Source organism: Paraburkholderia sp. AV2, assembly GCF_054968425.1.
The window spans coordinates 232870-253065 of record NZ_JBANLK010000002.1 but is presented as its reverse complement, the minus strand read 5'-3'; the positions used below and the strand labels follow the sequence as shown (position 1 = coordinate 253065).

Below are 20196 nucleotides of genomic sequence, written 5' to 3'. Positions count from 1 at the left end.
TGTGGTACTGGTTGTACACGTCCCACAGGCCGTCCACGATCATGCTGTCCACGAGTTTCGCATCGCCCATGCGGAAGCCGTCGCGCGAGCCCGGCAGCACGTGCGGCGCCGCGCTCATGTTCTCCTGGCCACCCGCCACCACAATCTCGGCCTCGCCCGCGATGATCGCGTTCGCCGCGAGCATCACCGCCCTCAGGCCCGAGCCGCACACCTTGTTGATCGTCATGGCCGGCACCGAGGCAGGCAGCCCCGCCTTGATCGATGCCTGGCGCGCGACGTTCTGGCCCGAACCGGCCGTCAGCACCTGACCCATGATCACTTCGCTCACCTGCTCGGGCTTGATGCCGGCGCGCGCCAGCGCTTCCTTGATCACCACCGCGCCCAGCTCCGGCGCCGGAATCTTCGCCAGCGAGCCGCCAAATTTGCCCACCGCCGTACGGGCGGCCGATACGATCACAATGTCAGTCATTTCCAGTTCCTCCGGTCAGCACAACGTCGCGAAAGACGCTGACCCGTCAAGTTAAAAACCATTGCCGCAGCACGACACATCGCTCCGCATCATTCGCGCTGCTGCACGTAACGCCCCGGTGCCGGCTCGATCTCCGGAAACTCCGCCGACCCGGCCTGCGCGCGCGGCTTCACCTTCTTGCCGCCAAACTGGTCGAGCCATTCGGCCCAGGTCGGCCACCAGCTACCAGGTTTTTCCTGCGCCGCGTCGAACCACTTGTCGGCGGCTTCGGGCAGGTGCTTCGCGTCGGCCTCCATGCTCCAGAAGCTGCGCTTGTTCTTCGAAGCCGGATTGATCACACCCGCGATGTGGCCCGACGCTCCCAACACGAAGCGCAGCGGTCCCGAAAGCAGCGGCACCGACGCGTACGCCGTACGCCACGGCACGATGTGATCGTCGCGCGAGCCATAGATGAACGTGGGCACGTCGATGCGCGAGAGGTCCACCGCCTCGCCGCAAACCGTGAGCGCGCCCGGCTCGCGCAGCTTGTTCTCAAGGTACGTATTGCGCAGATACCACGTGTAGGCCGGGCCGGGGAAACTCGTCGAGTCGCTGTTCCAGAACAGCAGGTCGAACGGAGCCGGCGTGCGGCCCTTGAGGTAGTTGTCGACGACGTAATTCCAGACCAGATCGTTCGGGCGCAGGAAAGAGAATGTGTTGGCAAACTCGACGCCGCGCATGAGACCCGGTTTCGTCCCGTTCTTGCCGCCGATGGCTTGCTCGCGCATCTGCACGTGCGCCTCGTCGACGAACACGTCGAGCACGCCCGTATCCGAGAAGTCGAGCATCGCGGTCAGCAACGTCAGCGACGAAGCCGGATGTTCTCCGCGCGCGGCCGCGACGGCAAGCGCGGTGGCCAGCATCGTACCGCCGATGCAGAAGCCGAGCGTGTTGATCTGCTCGCGGCCGCCGATGCTGCGCACGGTGTCGATGGCCTTGAGCACGCCGTCTTCGATATAGTCGTCCCAGGTCTTCTCGACAATCGACGCGTCGCCGTTGTGCCAGGACACGAGGAACACCTGCTGGCCCTGTTCGAGCGCGTACGCGACGAGCGAATTCTCAGGCTGCAGGTCGAGAATGTAGAACTTGTTGATGCAGGGCGGCACGATGAGCAGCGGCCGCTCGCGTACGGTGGCCGTGCGCGGCTTGTACTGGATCAACTGGAACAGTTCGTTCTCGAACACGACCGAACCCTCGGTCGTTGCGAGATTACGCCCCACCACGAAGCGCGACTCATCGGTTTGCGAGATCTTGCCGCGCGTGAGGTCGGCGAGCAGGTTCATCACACCCTGGCGCAGACTCTCGCCGTGCGTTTCGAGCAGCGTGCTCTGCGCGTCCGGATTGAGCGCGAGGAAGTTGCTGGGCGACGCCGCAGCCGTCCATTGCTGGACCGCGAAGCGGATGCGCTCGCGCGTCTTCGCATCGGTATCGATAGCGTCGACGAGTTCGTGCAGGTAGCGCGCGTTCAGCAGATACCACGCCGCCGTGAACGCATAGGCCGGCGTGCTCTTCCATGCCTCGGAGCTGAAACGACGGTCCTTCAGTTCGGGCGCTTTGGGAGTGGTATCCGAAGCCTGGCGCAGCAGATCGATCGCGTCGCGCGAATACTCGGCCTGGAGTTGCTGAAGGCGTGCGGGTTCGACCACGACACCCGGCAACCGGAACGCGTCGAACGGCGCGGCCATGCCGGCGCCGTTCGCGCCGCTTGCAGCATTCGCCACCGGGGGCCACCAGCCGGTGCCGAACGGCATTTGCCGGGCCGCCGCATCCTGGGCCTGCTGTGCGGCATTCATGGCATTGCGCCACGCTACCGTCCACGCGTCGAGTATCTGCTGCATTCCGGCGGCATCCGGAGTGAATTGCTGCGCACCGCTAGTTGAAGCGCCCGTGCCCGGGGAATTCGTGGAACGTTCAGATGCCGTCATGCCTGCTTTTGACCGGTGTGCCCCGAAGGGCTGGTTGAGAGGCAGGTGGTACGCCGACGGAGCGCGCGTCGCGCCCTGTCGCGTCCTGTCCCGTAGGTGAAGGACATTCTTGCTCCCCACTGCGAAGCGTGTCAATGCTTGTGCCCGATTTTGCCGCACTGCGATATTTTTTTTATTATCGTTTTCCCGATGTAAGCAACGAATAAAACGCGGCAAGTCATACGCAATCCGGCGTGCACATAAAAAACCGCCGTTGGGCCAAGCGGTTGCAATGCCAGGCGACTCGCGCTCACGCAATCGGCATCACATCGCGTGCTGCAATTCGTCGCGTTCCGCCGCTTTTGATGCGACGCAGCAAAACGCGGCTCAAACGCGTGGCAATAGAGTGAAATACGGAGGCAGATACGTCAGGTAGCCAGCCAGACGAGCGCCGCCATGCGACCCGTGACCCGATCCCGCCGATACGAGTAGAAGGACTCGCGTTCCGTCCAGGTGCACCTGTCGCCGCCGCCGACACGCACGACGCCGAGTGCCGCGAGCCGCAAGCGCGCGAGCGCATTGAGATCGGCGAGGTACTTGCCGCTCGCCTCGGGCCTCGCAGCAAACGCGGCCGCCGTCGCCTCGCGTTGTGCGCCGCCGACATCGGCTGCGTGGGTCATGAACGCGTCACGCACGTCTGCGCCCACCTCGAAGGCCGTCGGACCGATGGCCGGTCCGAGCCAGGCGTGCAGATCGTGGGGAGCGCAACCGGCGAGTGCGGCCACGCGAGCGGCCGTCCGCTCGATCACACCCGCTGCCAGTCCGCGCCAGCCCGCATGCGCGGCGCCGATCGCGCGGCCAGCGCCATCGCACAGCAGCACCGGCATGCAGTCGGCGACCATTACCGTGCAGGCGATGCCCGGGCGGTCCGTCACGCTCGCGTCGGCGGCAAGCGGCTCGCCCGCGCGTGCGGCGGCGAGCGCCTCGGCGGCATCGACCACGTCGGCGCCATGCACCTGCCTGAGCCATGCCGCTGGCACGCCCGCATAAGCGAGGAGGCGCGCCCGGTTCGCTTCGACGTGGTCGAGCTCGTCGCCCGACAACCTGCCGAGGTTCAGGCCGCCCGGCAGGTCGCGCCCCGCTCCGCCCGCGGCACCGGCCTGCCACCGGCCGAACGGCGGCGCGCTCACGCCGCCGTTACGGGTCGTCGCCAGCGCGCGCACGTTCGACGGCGCGCTCCAGTCCGGCAGCAGCAAGTCGGCGGAATTCAGTTCATGGGGCCTGCTCATGCGCGGCGGTCCTCGCTGTCGTCGTGCTCGTCGTCTTCGTAGTCGTCTTCGTCGCTACCGATCACGAAACCTTCGTCCGTGTAGGCGCTGTCGAACATCTCCTCGTCGAAGCCGTATTCGTCCTCGTTCGAACCGAAGCCGAGTGCGGCGATCAGTTCGTCCATGTCGTCGGGCACGTCGGCTCGCCACTGCATCGCGCGGCGAGTAACCGGATGGATGAGACCAAGCCGCCACGCATGCAGCGCCTGGCGCGCGAAGTCGCCCGGCAACGCCGCGACCGAGCGCCGCCCGCGCGCGTGCCCATACACGGGATCGCCCAGCAGCGGATGACGAATGTGCGCACAGTGCACGCGGATCTGATGCGTGCGCCCCGTTTCCAGATCGCAGTGAATCGCGCTCACCGGCTGGCCGTGCCACAGGGTCGAATCGACGCGCCGGAAATGCGTGCGCGCGGGCTTGCCCGAGGCGCCCGCGACGACCGCCATGCGCGTGCGTTCGCGCGGATCGCGGCCGATCGGCGCGTCGATGGTGCCCTCGTCCGGCATGGTGCCCCACACGAGCGCCAGATAGCGCCGCTTGACCGTGCGGGCCTGCAACTGGCGCACGAGGTCGGTCTGCGCCTCCAGCGTGCGCGCGACGACCATCAGCCCCGAGGTCTCCTTGTCGAGCCGGTGGACGATGCCCGCGCGCGGCAAGCCAGCGGCCGCCTCGCCGTAGCGATGCAGGAGGCCGTTGAGGATCGTCCCGCTCCAGTTGCCCGCGGCGGGATGAACGACGAGCCCGGCGGGCTTGTTGATGACGACGATGGCGTCGTCCTCGTAGATCACGTCGAGCGGAACGGGCTCGGGCGTGAACGCGAGCTGCTCGGGCAGCAGGTCGGGCACGAGCTCGATCGTCGCGCCGAGCGGCACCGCCTGGCGCACCTTGGCGGGCGCGCCATCCACGCGTACGCGTTGCGCTTCGATCCAGCCCTGCAAACGACTGCGCGAAAATTCGGGAAAGACCTTCGCGAGCACCTTGTCGAGCCGCTCGCCGGCAAGCTCGTCGGGCACCTGGACGCGCCGCGGCGCTTCGCTGCCGCGCCTGTCGCGCTGCGTGGCGCTTTGCCCGGCGCTTTGCCTGGATGAGCCGCCCGCAAGCGCCTCGCCGCCAAGGCCGTCGTCGAGCGACTCACCGGGCGCTGCGTCATCGGGCACTGCGCCCAGGCTATAATTGTCGATGCTGTTTTGGGCGCCGGGGGCGCCGCCTCCCGGAAGAACTGAACGGGTCATTGAGTCTGGGTCACCTGGGACCTGAAGCTGAACTGGAAAATGCGAGCCTTGAACACGATTACGAAACTGGCCCAACATGCTATTGCCCGGAACGCGGCCCTGAACACGGCCGGAAACACGGCGACCGTATCGACGATCCGCAAGATCGGTAACGTCGTTCGCATCGCCGCGTGCGGCGCCGCGCTCGCCGTCGTGGCGGCCTGCCACGGCCTGCCGGAGAAGACCGACGAAACGGCGACGTGGAACAACAACAAATTATATACGGAGGCCCAGGACGCGCTCTCCAGCGGCGACTGGAGCAAGTGCGCGAAGTACTTCGAGTCGCTCGAAGGCCGCGATCCGTTCGGCCACTTCGCGCAACAGGCGCAGATCAACGTGGCGTACTGTAGCTGGAAGGACGGCGAGAACGACGCCGCGGACGAAGCCATCGACCGCTTCATCCGCCTGCACCCGGATCACCCGGACATCGCGTATGCCTATTACCTCAAGGGCATGATCCACTTCAACGACGACCTGGGTCTGTTCGGCCGCTTCTCGGGCCAGGACATGAGCGAGCGCGACCCGAAATCGCTGCGCGAAGCCTATGACGCGTTCAAGCAGGTGGTCGACAAGTATCCGCAGAGCAAGTACGCGCCGGATTCGGCGCAACGCATGCGCTACATCGTCAACGCGCTGGCTTCGCACGAAGTGCACGTGGCCGACTACTACTACCGCCGCGGCGCCTATGTGGCCGCGATCAACCGCGCGCAGCTCACGATCACGCAATACAAGAGCGCGCCGGCCATCGAAGACGCGCTGCACATCATGATCCTCTCGTACCAGAAGCTGGATCGGCCGCAGCTCGCCGACGACACCCGCCGGGTGCTGGCGTCGACGTTCCCGGACAGCCCGTACATCACCGGCCATGCGCGGCCAAGCAAGGACGGCAGCGGCAACAGCAAGCCCTGGTGGCAACTCTGGTAAGACCGCCGCGCCGGGCCTCCGCCTGACTTGCGCCGGAAGAAAAAAACCCGCTTCGGCGGGTTTTTTCATTGATGCGCCGGGCGGCACCCGGAGCAAATCTCCAGCGCTCAATCGAACTCAATCGCGCTCGAACAGCGCGATGGATTCGACGTGCGACGTGTGCGGGAACATGTTCACGACGCCCGCGCCCTTGAGCCGGTAGCCGGCCTCGTGCACGAGAAGGCCCGCATCGCGCGCGAGCGTCGCCGGGCTGCACGACACGTAGACGATGCGCTTCGGCAGCGGGCCTTCGCCGCTTTGCGCGATGTCCGCAAGCGCCCTGGATACCGCAAGCGCCCCTTCGCGCGGTGGATCGACGAGGAACTTGTCGAATGCGCCCAGTGCGCGCATGTCGTCGGCGGTCACTTCGAACAGGTTGCGGCACGCAAAGGACGTATGGCCGTCCACACCGTTCGCGCGCGCGTTCTCGAGCGCGCGCGCCGTCAGCGTATCGCTGCCCTCGATGCCCACTACCTCGCGCGCGAGCCGCGCGAGCGGCAGCGTGAAATTGCCGATGCCGCAGAACAGGTCGAGCACACGATCGCCCGGCCGGGGGGCGAGCAACCGCAGCGCGCGACCAACCAGCACGCGATTGATCTGATGATTGACCTGGGTGAAGTCGGTCGGCTTGAACGGCATCCGGATGTCGAACTCGGGCAGCGTGTAGTCGAGCTGCGCGTCGAGCGGATAGAACGGAAACACCGTATCCGGCCCCTTCGGCTGCAGCCAGAACTGCACGTTGTGCTCGTCCGCGAAAGCGCGCAGGAGCGCTTCGTCGGCGGCCGTGAGCGGCTCCAGGATGCGCAGCACGAGCGCCGTCACGCTCGAGCCCACGGCAAGCTCGATCTGCGGCATGCGATCGCGGATCGAGAGCCCTTCGACGAGCTTGCGCAGCGGCACGAGCATGGCCGACACGTGCGGCGGCAGCACCTCGCAGCTCGTCATGTCAACCACGTAGCTGCTCTTTCTTTCGTGGAAGCCCACCAGCACCCCGCCCTTCTTCGGCACGTTGCGCACGGTCAGGCGCGCGCGGTAGCGATAACCCCACGACGGCCCGTGAATCGGCCGGAACAGCGTTTCGGCGCGGACTTTCGAAAGATGCGCGAGGTTGTCCTCCAGCACGCGCTGCTTGACGGCGATCTGCGCGCGCACGTCCAGATGCTGCATCGAGCATCCGCCGCAGGTGCCGAAAAACGCGCATTGCGGCTTCGTGCGGACCGCGCTTTCGCGCAGCACGTCCACCACTTGCGCCTGCTCGAAACTCGGCTTCTTGCGATAGCTGGAGTAGGTCACGCGTTCGCCGGGCAGCGCGCCTTCGACGAAGATCACCTTGCCGGGCTCCCCGGTTTCGGTCACGGTGCGGCCGACGCCACGCGCTTCCATGTCGAGCGACTCGATCTCGAGAATCGGGGCGTGAAGCACCGATGCATCGGCGGCAGCGCGCCGCTCGGCCCGGCGCTCGCGCTTGCTGCGCTTCGCGGCGGGGGCGGCCGGCGGCGCATCCGGAGCGGGCGCGGCTTCCACAGGTTCGGCTTGAGAATCGGGGACGGCTTGAGACACCAGCGGATTCCTGACAGACGGTGATTGAAAAATGGGCAAAGGCGAGATTGTAGACGAAGTCGGCGCCGCCGCCCCGCACGGCAGAGGCCGCCCCGATCGTGCCGGAGGGCTTCGTTACGCCAATCGTGCCCGCGATCGAGTCCCTCGCACCGCCTGAAGTGGTTCACAGGCAGCGAATCATGCTAATGTTCGGCGGCCTCGCTGCACCCATCGCGCCGATGGGCTTGTTGCCGGCCGTCCACATGTTGCTCGACTGACAGCATGCGCGCCCGTACGGACTGGACGCGCAGCCCTTGCGGGCTGCCGTTTCGGCCTGATCCGATGGATCATACGTGCCTGGCGTATGGATCAATCCCCCTTAGACCCCAGGAATCGACTTGAGCAAACTAATCTACCGCACCTTCGGCCCCATCGCTGCGGCGGCACTCCTGAGCCTCGCCGCATGCGCTTCGTCCGTCAAGCCCGAACAGATCATGACCAGGGTCACGCCCGGCATGTCGCAAACGGAGGTCGTCCAACGCATCGGCCCGCCGGACAGCGAAACCACGAATGCCGGAAACGACTGCTTCCAGTATTCGCTGGGCGACAACGCCGGTACGCCGTTTGCCGTGTATTTCGACGGCCAGCATCGTGTCTCCGGGACAACGCGCGGCGTGTGCTCCGGCATGCTGCACTAAATGCATCCCGCCGAAGGGTGACGCTTCCGCTTGAGACGAAGGGCGAGGGACAAAAGATCTCCCCTTCGCCTACATTGGAGTCATGCCGATCCCCCTGCGGGTAGCCATGAAATTGCTGAGCTGGAACGTACAGTGGGGCCGCGACGCGGCGGGCGTGGTCGATCTGGCGCGCACCGTACGCGAGGCACGGCGGCTCGCCGACTTTGATGTGCTCTGTCTGCAGGAACTCACGCGCGGCTTCGCAGGCCTGCCTGGCGGCCCCGGCGACGATCAGTTTGCCGAACTGGCGAGGCTTCTGCCCGGCTACACCGTGCTCGAGGCCATCGGCGCCGATCTCCCGGCGGCGACTGACACCCCTGGCGCGCGGCGGCGCCAGTTCGGCAACGCCATCGCCACGCGTCTGCCGGTTGCGCAAGTATTCCGCCACACCCTGCCCTGGCCTGCCGATCCCGCCGCACCTTCGATGCAGCGCGTCGCGCTCGAAGCCGTGCTGGAGGCGCCTGGCGCAGCGCTGTGCGTGCTCGTCACGCATCTGGAGTTCTATTCCGTGCGCCAGCGGCTCGCCCAGGTCGACGAGTTGCGGCGGCTCCAGCTGGAAGCGGCGGAGCATGCCGCCTCCCCCGCGCCGGCGGAAAACGAAACCGGCCCATTCGCGCCCACGGGCCGCCCCGTGAGCGCGATCCTGTGCGGCGACTTCAACAGCGCATGGGGCAGTGAAGCGTACGCGCGCATGCTCGAACCGATTGCCGGCAGCCCCGCATTCGTCGACGCATGGACGACGCTGCACCCAGGCGCAACGCCGCCTCCCACTGCGGGCGTCTACGACACCAAACAGTGGTCGTCGGGGCCGGTCGCGTGCGACTTCGTGTTCGTCACGGAGGATCTGCGCGGGCATCTGAAGCGCTGCGAAATCGACAGCGCGACGCAAGCGTCCGACCATCAGCCGATCGTGCTGGAACTGGGCTGACACGCCCCGGCAGGCAACTCAGGGGCAACCCAGACACCGCTCAGGCGCCAAACGCCGCGAGATATTCGGCCCAGTGCGGCGCCGGCTCCACGGCAAGCGCATTTTTGACGTGCGCGATCTCGTCTTCGTATTCACGCTCGGTAAACCCGCCGCGCATCATCTGAAAGCGGCAGTAGAGCAGATACGTGTTGACCACGTCGGTTTCGCAGTAGTTGCGGATCTCTTCGATGCGCCCTTCCCGGAACGCCGTCCACACCTGCCCGCCATCCATGCCGAGCTTGCCCGGAAACCCGCAGAGCTTCGCGAGCGCGTCGAGCGGCGCGTTGGCGCGCGCCTGATACATCGCCAGCACGTCCATCAGGTCGGTGTGACGCGAGTGATAGCGGCTGATGTAGTTGTTCCACTTGAAGTCGCGGTCGTCTTCGCCGAGATCCCAGTAGCGCGACGCGCGTATGCCATGCACGAGCGCCCGGTAGTGCAGCACCGGCAGGTCGAAACCGCCGCCGTTCCACGAGACGAGTTGCGGCGTGTACTTCTCGATCGTGCGGTAGAAGGACTGGATCAGCGCCGCTTCGCCGTCCTCGGGCGTGCCGAGCGAGCGCACGCGAAAACCCTGGCCGTCGCGGAACACGCACGAAATCGCCGCGACGCGCTGCAGGTGATGCGGCAGGAAATCGCTGCCGGTCTTCTCACGCCGCGCGGCGAATGCATGTTCGGCCACTTCGGCGTCGCTGAGCGAGGCCGGCAGATTGTCGAGACGGCGAATGCCGTCGACATCGGGAATCGTCTCGATGTCGAATACGAGTACAGGTGTCATTCAGTCGAACATCCAGTCGAACTGCCGGATTCACAAAACGAAATGCGGCATTTACAGGACGGCGTCCTTGCGCACACCGTTGGAAGCGAAAAAGCGCTTGAGCCGCACGAGCGCTTCCTGCTGGATCTGCCGCACGCGCTCGCGGGTCAGGCCCATTTCGTCGGCCAGCTCCTCGAGCGTCGCGGGCTCGATATGGTTCAGCCCGAAGCGCCGTTCGATGACGTGGCGATGCTTGTCCGACAGGCGCCCAAGCCATGCGCGCGTGAGCGTTTCCAGCTCGCGATGCTGCACCTCGGCGTCGGGCGACTGGCTCTGGTCGTCGGAGAGCAGATCGAGCAGACTGCTCGCCGGGTCGAGATCGAGCGGCGCGTCGAGCGACGCGGTGTGTTCGTTGAGCGCGAGGATGTCGGTGACTTCTTCGCTCGTCTTGCCGGTGAGATAGGCGATGTCGTCGATGCTCGCGTCGCGCCGTTCGGACGCCGAATCGGCATTCAGCGAATTCTTCTCCAGATGGCGCTTCGCGCGCAGCACCTGATTCAGCTCGCGGATCACGTGCACCGGCAGCCGGACCGTACGCGCCTGGTTCATGATCGCGCGCTCGATGCTCTGGCGGATCCACCACGTCGCATAGGTCGAGAAACGGAAGCCGCGCGCGGGATCGAATTTCTCGATGGCGTGCATGAGGCCGAGATTGCCCTCTTCGATCAGATCGAGCAGCGGCACGCCGCGATTCAGATACCCCTTCGCGATGCTGACCACGAGCCGCAGATTGCGCTCGATCATGACCTGGCGCGCCTCGAACTCACCCGCCTTCGCGAGGCGCGAGTAGCGCTGCTCTTCCTCGACGGTGAGAAGCGGCTTCACGCTGATGCGGTTCAGGTAGTGCTGGATGGTGTCGGCCGTCAACTCGGCCTGCAGCATCGCGCGGAAATCGTCCTCCGGCGCCGGTTCGGCCGCCTCCCGGCCGCCGCCCTCTTCTTCCGCGGCTGCCTCGCGCTCGTCGAACTCGCGGCCGTTGTCGAGCTCGGACGGCGCCTCGTCCTCGCCGGACGCAGCGCCGTCTTCGACCGAAACCGGCGCGGCCTGGCTGTCAGACTCGGTTTGCTGCGGACGACGCTTCGGTTTCGGCATGGTCGGCTCGCTATTATTGCGGCGGCAAGTACTTCAGTGGGTCGACGGGTTTGCCCTGACGGCGGACTTCGAAATGCAGCATCACACGATCCGAATCGGTGTTGCCCATTTCGGCGATCTTCTGACCTTTCGTGACCGCATCCCCTTCTTTTACCATCAAAGCGCGGTTGTGTGCATACGCCGTCAAATAGGTGGCGTCATGCTTGATGATAATGAGATTGCCGTATCCGCGCAGCCCGTTTCCGGCATAAACCACGCGGCCATCCCCGGCGGCCTTGACGGGATCGCCTGCCGCCCCGCCAATATCGATGCCCTTGTTCTTCGTGTCGTCGAAACCGTTGAGCACCGGGCCGCGCACCGGCCATGCCAGCGCAATGCTGCTGGCAGGCGCTGCCGTGTCGCCGGCGCTTGCCTGCGGCGGCACAGCCGCGGTTGCGGCGCCGCCGCCCGAGCCGACCATCGGCGGCACGGCCGCCGACGAACCCGGTGGCACGCTCGCCACATTGGCGCCCGGCACCGGCGCGGTGACCACGCCCGGCGTCGACGCGGCCGGATTTGCGCCCGGCGGCACGACGCGCAGCAACTGATCCACCTCGATCTGATTCGGATTGGCGAGATTGTTCCACGTCGCGATGTCGCGGTAACTCTGGCCGTTTTCGAGCGCAATCCTGTAGAGCGTGTCGCCCGGTTTCACCCGATAGTATCCCGGAGGCGGCGGCCCGAGCGGCACGGCCGGCTGCGCGGCAGCGGTGCCGAGCGGCGCGGTGCGGTCGACGACAGGCGCCTGGTCGAGCCTCGTCGCACAGGCCGTCAGCAGGCAGAGCGCGATGACTGAAGCGCCGCGCTGGGCTGCGGTGAGGTCGACATTCAAGCGGTTTCTTTGCATCGCGCGCAACATACTCATCGGTTTCAGATCACTCCGGATTTTAAGGGGACAAAGAAAACGCGATCAAGCCGCGACTCCCGCCACTGCGCCGGCCCCGTACGCTCGACCACGATCAGCACCTGGGCGGCCTGGGACGTATCGCTGCCGGCCGCACCGGCCGATGCGACCGGCGCCACGAGCCGTCCGCCTATGGCGAGTTGCTCGAGCAGCGCCTGCGGCACGTCGAGGCCCGCGGCAGCGATCACGATCGCATCGAATGGCGCCGCCGACGGCAATCCAAGCCTCCCGTCGCCGTAATGCAGCCGGATATTCGGAATGCGCAGCGGACGAAGATTCGTCTTCGCGCGCTCGTACAGCGGCTTGATGCGCTCGATCGAATAAACGTCGCGTGCGATGCGGCTCAACACGGCGGCCTGATAGCCGCAGCCGGTACCGATCTCGAGCACCCGGTCGAGTGCGCGGCCTGCGCCCGCGAGTTCGAGCATGCGGGCTACCACCGAAGGCTTCGAGATGGTCTGCTGATGGCCGATCGGCAGCGCCGCATCTTCGTAGGCCTGAGTCGCGAGACCGGGATCGACGAACATGTGGCGCGGCACCGCCGCAAGCGCCTGCAGCACCCGCGGATCGGCAATGCCGTTCGCACGCAGGCGTTCGACCATGCGTTCGCGAACCCGTTCCGAAGTCAATGCAAACGCGCTGTTCAACGGCACGCCGGGCGCACCGGAAGCTGGAACGGCGCCCGGACGCGGGATAGCAGCGCGCATCGCGCTCGAACGGTTTGCGGATGCGGCAGGCGTCGCGGGCTGCACGGTTCGCGGGGCATCGCTGCGGCGCGCTTCGCCCGCGCGCGCGGTGGGCGATGACTTGACCAGCGGCTTGGCCGGCGGCTTGATCGAAGACTTCACCGACGCTTCGCCGGGGCGCGCTGTGCGCGTTGCACCGGGCTTGCTCGCGCCGATGGCGCCAACCGAAGCACCCGCGCCGCTGGCGCGCGGGGTCTGCACGGCCGCCCCCTTCGCCGCGGCGGGTTTCGCGCCGCTCGCAAGCGACGCGCGCGGCTCGCGCACGAGATCCGCCAGTCCGAGCGGAAAACGCCGGGTGCGCTCGCCGGTCATGAAGCGCTGCCGCCCTGGCGCACCCATGCGTGCGTCTCAGGCAACATCTGCGTGTGGGTCAGATCGAGTTGCAGCGGCGTGATCGACACATGGCCGTGCGACACCGCATGAAAATCCGTGCCCTCGCTCGCGTCCCGCGCGCTGCCCGCCGGGCCGATCCAGTAGATCGGCTCGCCGCGCGGGTTGGTCTGGGCAATTACGGGCTGCGAGGGATGGCGCTTGCCCAGGCGCGTCACGCGCCACTCGCCGAGTTCCTCGTAAGGCAGGTTCGGAATATTGACGTTCAGCAATGGGTGCCCCGGCAACGGTTGGGCGAGGTAGTGCGTCACGATTTCGGCGGCGACGCGCACCGCCGAATCGAGGTGCGCCCAGTCCTTGTCGACGAGCGAGAACGCGATGGCCGGCACGCCGAACATGATGCCTTCCGTGGCTGCCGCCACGGTGCCCGAATAGAGCGTATCTTCGCCCATGTTCTGACCGTTGTTGATACCGGAGACGACGAGATCGGGCTTGTGCTCCAGCATGCCGGTGAGCGCGATGTGGACCGAGTCGGTGGGCGTGCCGTTCACGTAGTAGAAGCCCGTGGTCGCCGAGCGCAGTACCGACAGCGGACGCCACAGCGTCAGCGAGTTCGATGCGCCGCTGCAGTTCTGCTCCGGCGCCATCACGGTGACCTCGCCGAGCGGCTGGAGCGCCTCGTAGAGCGCTGCGAGGCCGGGGGCGAGATAACCGTCGTCGTTGCTGAGTAGTATTCGCATCAGTCGATTGTAACCGAGGAAAGAAGGCAGGCGAACGACAGCCCGGCGCATCGTTCCCGGCGCCACGGGCCGCTCTTGCCGGCCTTGCCGCACGCCCATTTCTGTGCCCTTCGGCGTGGATTTTCCACGCCACTCATTGGCGCCGGCTTGAATCGCACGATCGTTCGCATTTACCCGATTTGCCGTACACTGTCCGCTGATGCCGATTTCATGAACGACGCGACAGAACAGGAGACACGATGCGCGCCATCCGCTGCAACCAGTACGGTCCGCCCGATACGCTCACGCTCGAAGCACTGGCCGACCTCACGCCCGGCCCGGGCCAGGTCGTGATCGACGTGAAGGCCGCCGCCGTCAATTTTCCCGACGTGCTGATCATCGAAAACAAGTATCAAATGAAGCCGCCGCTGCCCTTCACGCCGGGCGCCGAAGTCGCAGGCATCGTGCGTGCGGCAGGCGACGGCGTCAAGCTCGCGCCGGGTACGCGCGTCGTTGCCTACGTGGGCCAGGGCGGTTTCGCCGAGCAGGCGATCGCCAGCGCCGACGCCTGCGTGCCGCTGCCCGAAGGTGCCGACTTCGCGTCGGCCGCCGCCTTCACCCTCGCCTACGGCACCTCGCATCACGCGGTGGTCGATCGCGCAGCGCTGCGGGCGGGCGAAACCATGCTCGTGCTGGGCGCCGCGGGCGGCGTCGGCCTCGCCGCCGTGGAGATCGGCAAGGTGCTGGGCGCGCGCGTGATCGCCGCGGCGTCGAGCGAAGAGAAGCTGGAGATCTGCCGCCGCTACGGCGCCGATGCCACCATCAACTACAGCACCGAAGACCTGCGCGAGCGCATCAAGGCGCTCACCGACGGCAAGGGCCCCGACGTGATCTACGATCCGGTCGGCGGCGAGTACGCCGAGCCGGCGTTTCGCAGCATCGGCTGGCGCGGCCGCTACCTCGTGGTCGGCTTCGCCAACGGCGAGATTCCGAAGCTGCCGCTCAATCTCGCACTGCTCAAGGGTGCGAGTCTCGTCGGCGTATTCTGGGGGGATTTCGCGCGCCGCGAGCCGCAGCACAACGCGGCGGCATTCGCGGAAATGGTTGGCTGGATCGGAGAAGGCAAGCTCAAGCCGTACGTCTCGAAGCGCTACAAGCTCGCCGATACCGCGCAGGCGCTCAAGGATATGGCGTCGCGCAAGGTGACCGGCAAGATCGTCATCGAACCCTGAGCATTTCCGCCCGGTTTCCGCTCACGACTACACGACTACGGCGCGCGCCATGCGCGCCGTTTCTCGTGCCCGGCCTGTCGTCCCTCAGACGATCTGTTGCGCGTGCAACCGTGCTATGGCCTCGCCGTCGTAACCCAGCGCCCGCAGGACTTCGTCCGTATGCTCGCCCAGTTCGGGACCGAGCCAGCGGGTTTCGCCCGGCGTGGTCGAGAGTTTCGGCGTCACGGCGGGCAGCGCCACGTCCACCTTCCCTTGCCAGCGGAACTGCTGGATCATCTGGCGCGCCATGAACTGCGGATCGGTGAACATGTCGGCGACGCTATAAATGCGTCCGACCGGCACGTCGGCCGCGTTGAGCACGTCGAGCGCTTCGTCGATCGTGCGCGTGGAGAGCCACGCGGCGATGGCGCCGTCGATCTCCGCGGTGCGCGGTACGCGACCGTCGTTGTGCGCGAGGCCCGGGTCGTTCGCGAGATCCTCGCGGTCGATGGCCGTCATGAGGCGCTTGAAGATGGGATCGCTGTTGCCGCCGATCACGATGCTGCCGTCGCGGCACGGATAAGTATTGGAGGGCACGATACCCGGCAGCGACGCGCCGGTGCGCTCGCGCACCATGCCGTAGACGCCGTATTCGGGCACGACGCTCTCCATCATGTTGAAGACGGCCTCGTAGAGCGCCACATCGACGATCTGGCCGCTGCCGCCGTTGGCATTGCGATGATGCAGCGCCATCAGCGCGCCGATCACGCCGTGCAGCGCAGCGATCGAGTCGCCAATCGAAATGCCGATGCGCGGCGGCGGCAGATCGGGATAGCCGGTGATGTGCCGCAAGCCACCCATCGATTCGGCGATCGCGCCGAAGCCGGGACGATCGCGATACGGGCCGGTCTGGCCATAACCCGAAAGCCGCACCATCACGAGGCCGGGATTGTCCTTCGACAGCACGTCGTAGCCGAGCCCCAGCTTTTCGAGCAGGCCGGGACGAAAATTCTCGACGACGATATCGGCCTCTCTTGCGAGGCGGCGAACGATTTCCTTGCCCTCCTCGGCCTTCAGGTTCACCGTCACCGACTTCTTGTTGCGCGCCTGAACGGCCCACCAGAGCGAGGTGCCGCCCGCTTCGGGATACAGCTTGCGCCATTTGCGCAGCGGATCGCCGCCCTTCGGGTCTTCGATCTTGATGACCTCGGCGCCGAATTCGCCGAGAAAACGCGCCGCAAACGGGCCGGCGATCAGCGTGCCGAGCTCAAGCACCTTGACGCCGGCCAGCGGGCCGGTCGGACGCTCGCCGGATGCGGATTCGTGAGTAGTGGCTGCGCTCATGCGTCTCCTTTCGTGTCGTTGATGCGCGCCGCGCGGTGCGCTCCCGGTAGCGCGCGCGGCCGGTGCGCGAGCTACATCGAGCGCCGGTCGATCATCGCGCGGGCAATCGTACCGGCATCGACGTATTCGAGCTCGCCGCCCACCGGCACGCCGCGCGCGAGACGCGTGACCGCGAGACCGCGCGCCTTCAGCGCCTGGCCGAGGTAGTGCGCCGTGGCCTCGCCTTCGTTCGTGAAGTTGGTCGCGAGCACGACCTCCTTCACGATGCCGTCCGAGGCGCGCTTCACGAGCCGGTCGAAATGAATTTCCTTCGGCCCGATGCCGTCGAGCGGGCTCAGATGCCCCATCAGCACGAAATAAAGGCCGCGCCAGGTCATGGTCTGCTCGAGCATGATCTGGTCGGCGGGCGTTTCGACCACGCACAGCAGCGAAGGATCGCGCTCCTCGTCGAGACATGTTTCGCAGACCTGAGCTTCGGTGAACGTATTGCACTTCTCGCAGTGCTTCAGGTTTTCGGTGGCGAAGAGCAGCGCGCCGCCGAGTTTCTCGGCGCCTTCGCGGTCGTGCTGCATCAGGTGGTAAGCCATACGCTGCGCCGACTTCGGCCCGACGCCGGGCAACACGCGCAGCGCCTCGACAAGCGCCGCCAGGGCGGAAGGTTGTTTCATGCGGATTCAGCGTGGCAGATCGGTAGGTCTTGTGCGAGGCGTCTTGCACGGGGTGCCGGGCAATCTCGCATGGCAGGCTTTGCGTGCGAAGCACGCCCGGCGGGCCAGCCCAGGGCGGCCCGCCGGCACTGCATCAGAACGGCAGCTTGAAGCCCGGCGGCAGCGGCAGACCCGAGGTCATGCCGCCCATCTTTTCCTGCGACGTGGCCTCGGCCTTGCGCACCGCGTCGTTGAACGCCGCGGCGACGAGGTCTTCCAGCATGTCCTTGTCGTCGGCGAGGAGGCTCGGGTCGATCGAAACGCGACGCACGTCGTTGCGGCACGTCATCGTCACCTTGACGAGACCGGCGCCCGCCTGCCCTTCGACTTCGATCTGGGCAAGCTGCTCCTGCATCTTCTTCATGTTTTCCTGCATCTGCTGAGCTTGTTTCATCAACCCGGCGAGTTGGCCCTTCATCATGGTCGTGACTCCTTCTGGATCGTCTGTATTCGTGGAAAGCGCGCGGCGCCGCGCAAAACCCGGGCGCCGCGCGCCGCAAATCAATGAGCGGCCTGGCTGCCGCCCGCCGCGGCTTCGGGCGCGAGCGGCCGGATCGAACCCGGCACGATGCTCGCGCCGAATTCGCGTATCAGTTGCTGGACGAACGGATCGGCGCCGATCTCGCGTTCGGCGTCGCGCTGGCGCTCGGCGCGCGCAGCGGCGTCGAGCGCGGCCGCCGTGCGGCGTGCCGGACCCACTTCCACCGCCACGTCCACCGTCTTGCCGAGGCGTTCGGCCAGCGCCGCCTTCAGCTTCGCGACCTGCGAGGCTTCCGCGTACTGCGGTACCGGGACGCTCAGCTTTAGCAGCGCGCCGTCGAGCGCCGTCAGTTCGCTGTTGAACGCGAGCTGATACGAAATGCCCTTGAGAGGCAGCGTCGCGGCAAGCGCGGGCCAGTCGCCCGCAAAACCGATCGCATCGAGCGCAATGCCGGGAGGCAGCTTGCTCACGTCCACGACGGCCGCCGCAGGCGATGCGGCGGATGCGGCGGGCGCAGCGGCCGGTTCGCTGCCGAAAGCCGGCACGAAGCTGTCGTCGGGCGACGCGAAATATGCGTCGTCGGCGCCGAGCGGCACATAGTCGTCCGGCGGGGTATCCCCCCAGGGCGCGTCCCACGGCGGCGCGGACGAGGCGTCCTGCGTCGGCTGGCCGCGCGCCGGACGGCGCGATTCGGCTTCCTGAGCCGCCGCCGCGCGGCGCGCGGGATCGGGCGTCGGCACCTTCACTTCGGCGCGCGGCGCGGCAGGCTTCGGTGCGGCGGCGGATGCTCCAGCAGGCGCGCCGGCGGTACGGGCGCCGCGGTCGGTCGCGACGCGCATGCCCTTGCTGCGCAGCACGTCGAGCGCTGCGCTCGCTCCGCTGCGCGCACCGGACGCCGCGAACGGATCAGCAGCCTCGTCGACCACCGCTGGGCGCGGCGTTTCGGGCTGCGCCGCGGCCTGTGCGCGGGGTTCGGCGGGTGCGTCAGGCGCCGCTGCGGGCTCATCGGCCGACTCCCACGGCGGCACGACGCCGGATGCGGCGGCGGCAACGCCTGCTGCCATCTCCGGCGCTGGGTCCGCGGCCTTGACCGGCTCCGTCGCGCGAACCTCGGCGCTCGGCGCTGCAACGACTGGCGCCGCGGCCGCGACTGGCTTCGATGCGGCAACCGCCCGCGGCACGTCCGCCACGCTGCTCGCAACAGCCGACGCGACCGCCTGCGCCCCGGCCTGCGTGCCGGCACGCGCCGCGGGCTTCGAAGCCGGCGCGCTGCCCATGCCGCCAGCGCCTGCCGTCGCCGGCTCGAATGCCAGCATGCGCAGCAGTGTCATCGTGACGCCCGCATATTCGTCCGGCGCGAGTCCTAGTTCGCTACGGCCGAGCGTCGCGATCTGATAGAACAATTGCACCTGCTCCGGTGCAAGTTCGGCGGCGAACCGGCGCAGATCGGCGGCTTCCGGCCACTCGTCGAGCACCGAGCCCGGCGCGAACTGCGCCCATGCGATCCGGTGGAAGAGCCCCGCCAGGTCCTGGAGTGCCGTAGAGAACGACAGGCTGCGCAACGCCATCTCGTCGGCGATCGAGAGCACAGCCGAACCGTCGCTCGCGACGAGCGCGTCGATCAGGCGAATCAGATAGCTCTGGTCCAGCGCGCCGAGCATGCCGCGCACGGCCTCCTCGGTCACCTGGTTGGCCGAATACGCGATGGCCTGGTCGGTAAGCGAAAGCGCGTCGCGCATCGAGCCGTCGGCCGCGCGCGCGAGCAGACGCAGCGCCTGCGGCTCGAACTCGACCTTCTCTTCGCCGAGGATGTGCGTGAGATGCTCGACGATATTCGCCGCCGGCATCTGCTTCAGGTTGAACTGGAGGCAGCGCGACAGCACCGTCACCGGAATCTTCTGCGGGTCGGTGGTGGCGAGAATGAACTTGACGTGCGGCGGCGGCTCTTCCAGCGTCTTCAGCATGGCGTTGAAGGCGTGGTTCGTGAGCATGTGCACTTCGTCGATCATATAGACCTTGAAGCGCGCGTCGACCGGCGCGTAGACCGCGCGCTCGAGCAGCGCGGCCATTTCGTCGACACCGCGATTGCTCGCCGCGTCCATTTCGACATAGTCGACGAAGCGACCCTCATCGATCTCGCGGCACGCCCGACAGACGCCGCAGGGCTTCGACGTCACGCCGGTCTCGCAGTTGAGCGCCTTGGCGAAGATACGCGAGAGCGTTGTCTTGCCCACGCCGCGCGTGCCCGTGAAGAGATACGCGTGATGCAGGCGACCGCCGTCGAGTGCATGCGTGAGCGCGCGCACCACGTGCTCCTGTCCGACGAGCGAAGCAAAGTCCTTCGGTCGCCACTTGCGTGCGAGAACTTGATAGGTCATCCGGAAATTGTATCAGCAACGCCCGCGCGCACCGATGAATCGCAGGGCCTTGAAACGCACCTCCCGAGAGGCCCCGCGCGACGCGGAACGGCGCGTGAAACGCCTCCTCGCCAGTGGGATCGCGACACGAAATGGCCGCTTTGCCCGCGCTAGTTTCGAGGCGCGCGACAACTCTGGCGTCAATGCCTGCGAGGAAAAATTCCGGGGAGTA

General features: G+C 66.8%; 18 protein-coding genes. 4 read left to right on the top strand and 14 right to left on the bottom strand.

Annotated elements, in window-relative coordinates; all coding sequences use genetic code 11:
- The 4 genes from V8683_RS02935 to V8683_RS02920 all read right to left on the bottom strand — a co-directional run.
- The coding region (locus tag V8683_RS02935) for a thiolase family protein (protein WP_462880604.1) at positions 1–469 on the bottom strand (469 nt) is incomplete at its 3' end.
- A gap of 89 nt (positions 470–558) precedes the next feature.
- Positions 559–2433, bottom strand: coding sequence for a class I poly(R)-hydroxyalkanoic acid synthase (gene phaC, locus V8683_RS02930; protein ID WP_411189328.1), 1875 nt, complete (start codon positions 2431–2433; stop codon positions 559–561).
- A gap of 407 nt (positions 2434–2840) precedes the next feature.
- Entirely contained in the window at positions 2841–3701 is an 861-nt protein-coding gene (pgeF, locus tag V8683_RS02925; RefSeq protein WP_411189327.1) for a peptidoglycan editing factor PgeF, read from the bottom strand.
- A complete protein-coding gene (locus V8683_RS02920; protein ID WP_411189326.1) occupies positions 3698–4972 on the bottom strand; it encodes an RluA family pseudouridine synthase in 1275 nt (424 codons plus the stop codon). Before V8683_RS02920 ends, pgeF begins: the two co-directional genes overlap by 4 nt.
- A 39-nt stretch (positions 4973–5011) precedes the next feature.
- Between V8683_RS02920 and V8683_RS02915 the strand changes: the two genes are divergently transcribed.
- On the top strand, positions 5012–5935 hold the full coding sequence (locus V8683_RS02915) for an outer membrane protein assembly factor BamD (RefSeq protein ID WP_411189325.1): 924 nt from the start codon (positions 5012–5014) through the stop codon (positions 5933–5935).
- A 117-nt stretch (positions 5936–6052) separates the two neighbouring features.
- Here V8683_RS02915 and rlmD read toward each other — a convergent pair whose 3' ends face one another.
- On the bottom strand, positions 6053–7357 hold the full coding sequence (rlmD, locus tag V8683_RS02910) for a 23S rRNA (uracil(1939)-C(5))-methyltransferase RlmD (protein WP_411190529.1): 1305 nt from the start codon (positions 7355–7357) through the stop codon (positions 6053–6055).
- 554 nt (positions 7358–7911) lie between these two features.
- Between rlmD and V8683_RS02905 the strand changes: the two genes are divergently transcribed.
- Together V8683_RS02905 and V8683_RS02900 are read left to right on the top strand one after the other, a co-directional pair.
- A complete protein-coding gene (locus V8683_RS02905; protein WP_411189324.1) occupies positions 7912–8211 on the top strand; it encodes a hypothetical protein in 300 nt (99 codons plus the stop codon).
- A 106-nt stretch (positions 8212–8317) separates the two neighbouring features.
- Complete coding sequence (locus V8683_RS02900) at positions 8318–9178, top strand: endonuclease/exonuclease/phosphatase family protein (protein WP_411190528.1); 861 nt, start codon at positions 8318–8320, stop codon at positions 9176–9178.
- A 40-nt stretch (positions 9179–9218) separates the two neighbouring features.
- Here the strand turns inward: V8683_RS02900 and V8683_RS02895 are convergent, their stop codons facing one another.
- From V8683_RS02895 to surE, 5 genes are read right to left on the bottom strand one after another with little or no spacing between them, the layout of a single operon-like run.
- Positions 9219–9995 (bottom strand): 3'-5' exonuclease, encoded by a 777-nt coding sequence (locus tag V8683_RS02895; protein WP_411189323.1) that lies wholly within the window; start codon positions 9993–9995, stop codon positions 9219–9221.
- 51 nt (positions 9996–10046) lie between these two features.
- Positions 10047–11126, bottom strand: coding sequence for an RNA polymerase sigma factor RpoS (gene rpoS / locus V8683_RS02890; protein ID WP_411189322.1), 1080 nt, complete (start codon positions 11124–11126; stop codon positions 10047–10049).
- Between the two features lie 13 nt (positions 11127–11139).
- Positions 11140–12024, bottom strand: a complete 885-nt coding sequence (locus V8683_RS02885) for a peptidoglycan DD-metalloendopeptidase family protein (protein WP_411189321.1) — start codon at positions 12022–12024, stop codon at positions 11140–11142.
- Positions 12025–12035: 11 nt separating this feature from the next.
- Positions 12036–13127, bottom strand: a complete 1092-nt coding sequence (locus V8683_RS02880) for a protein-L-isoaspartate(D-aspartate) O-methyltransferase (protein ID WP_411190527.1) — start codon at positions 13125–13127, stop codon at positions 12036–12038.
- A complete protein-coding gene (gene surE, locus V8683_RS02875) occupies positions 13124–13885 on the bottom strand; it encodes a 5'/3'-nucleotidase SurE (protein WP_411189320.1) in 762 nt (253 codons plus the stop codon). The genes V8683_RS02880 and surE overlap by 4 nt, the downstream gene beginning before the upstream one ends.
- A 239-nt stretch (positions 13886–14124) precedes the next feature.
- On the opposite strand from surE, the gene V8683_RS02870 reads away from it, so the two are divergent.
- Positions 14125–15096 (top strand): NADPH:quinone oxidoreductase family protein, encoded by a 972-nt coding sequence (locus V8683_RS02870; protein WP_411189319.1) that lies wholly within the window; start codon positions 14125–14127, stop codon positions 15094–15096.
- Between the two features lie 84 nt (positions 15097–15180).
- Here the strand turns inward: V8683_RS02870 and V8683_RS02865 are convergent, their stop codons facing one another.
- From V8683_RS02865 to dnaX, 4 genes are all read right to left on the bottom strand, one after another.
- Complete coding sequence (locus V8683_RS02865; protein ID WP_411189318.1) at positions 15181–16419, bottom strand: CaiB/BaiF CoA transferase family protein; 1239 nt, start codon at positions 16417–16419, stop codon at positions 15181–15183.
- Between the two features lie 71 nt (positions 16420–16490).
- Positions 16491–17087 carry a recombination mediator RecR gene (gene recR, locus V8683_RS02860; RefSeq protein ID WP_411189317.1) on the bottom strand — a complete coding sequence of 199 codons (597 nt, stop codon included), beginning with the start codon at positions 17085–17087 and terminating at the stop codon, positions 16491–16493.
- 133 nt (positions 17088–17220) lie between these two features.
- Complete coding sequence (locus V8683_RS02855) at positions 17221–17547, bottom strand: YbaB/EbfC family nucleoid-associated protein (protein WP_027797266.1); 327 nt, start codon at positions 17545–17547, stop codon at positions 17221–17223.
- Positions 17548–17627: 80 nt separating this feature from the next.
- Entirely contained in the window at positions 17628–19985 is a 2358-nt protein-coding gene (gene dnaX, locus V8683_RS02850) for a DNA polymerase III subunit gamma/tau (protein ID WP_411189316.1), read from the bottom strand.
- Positions 19986–20196: the final 211 nt, after the last annotated feature.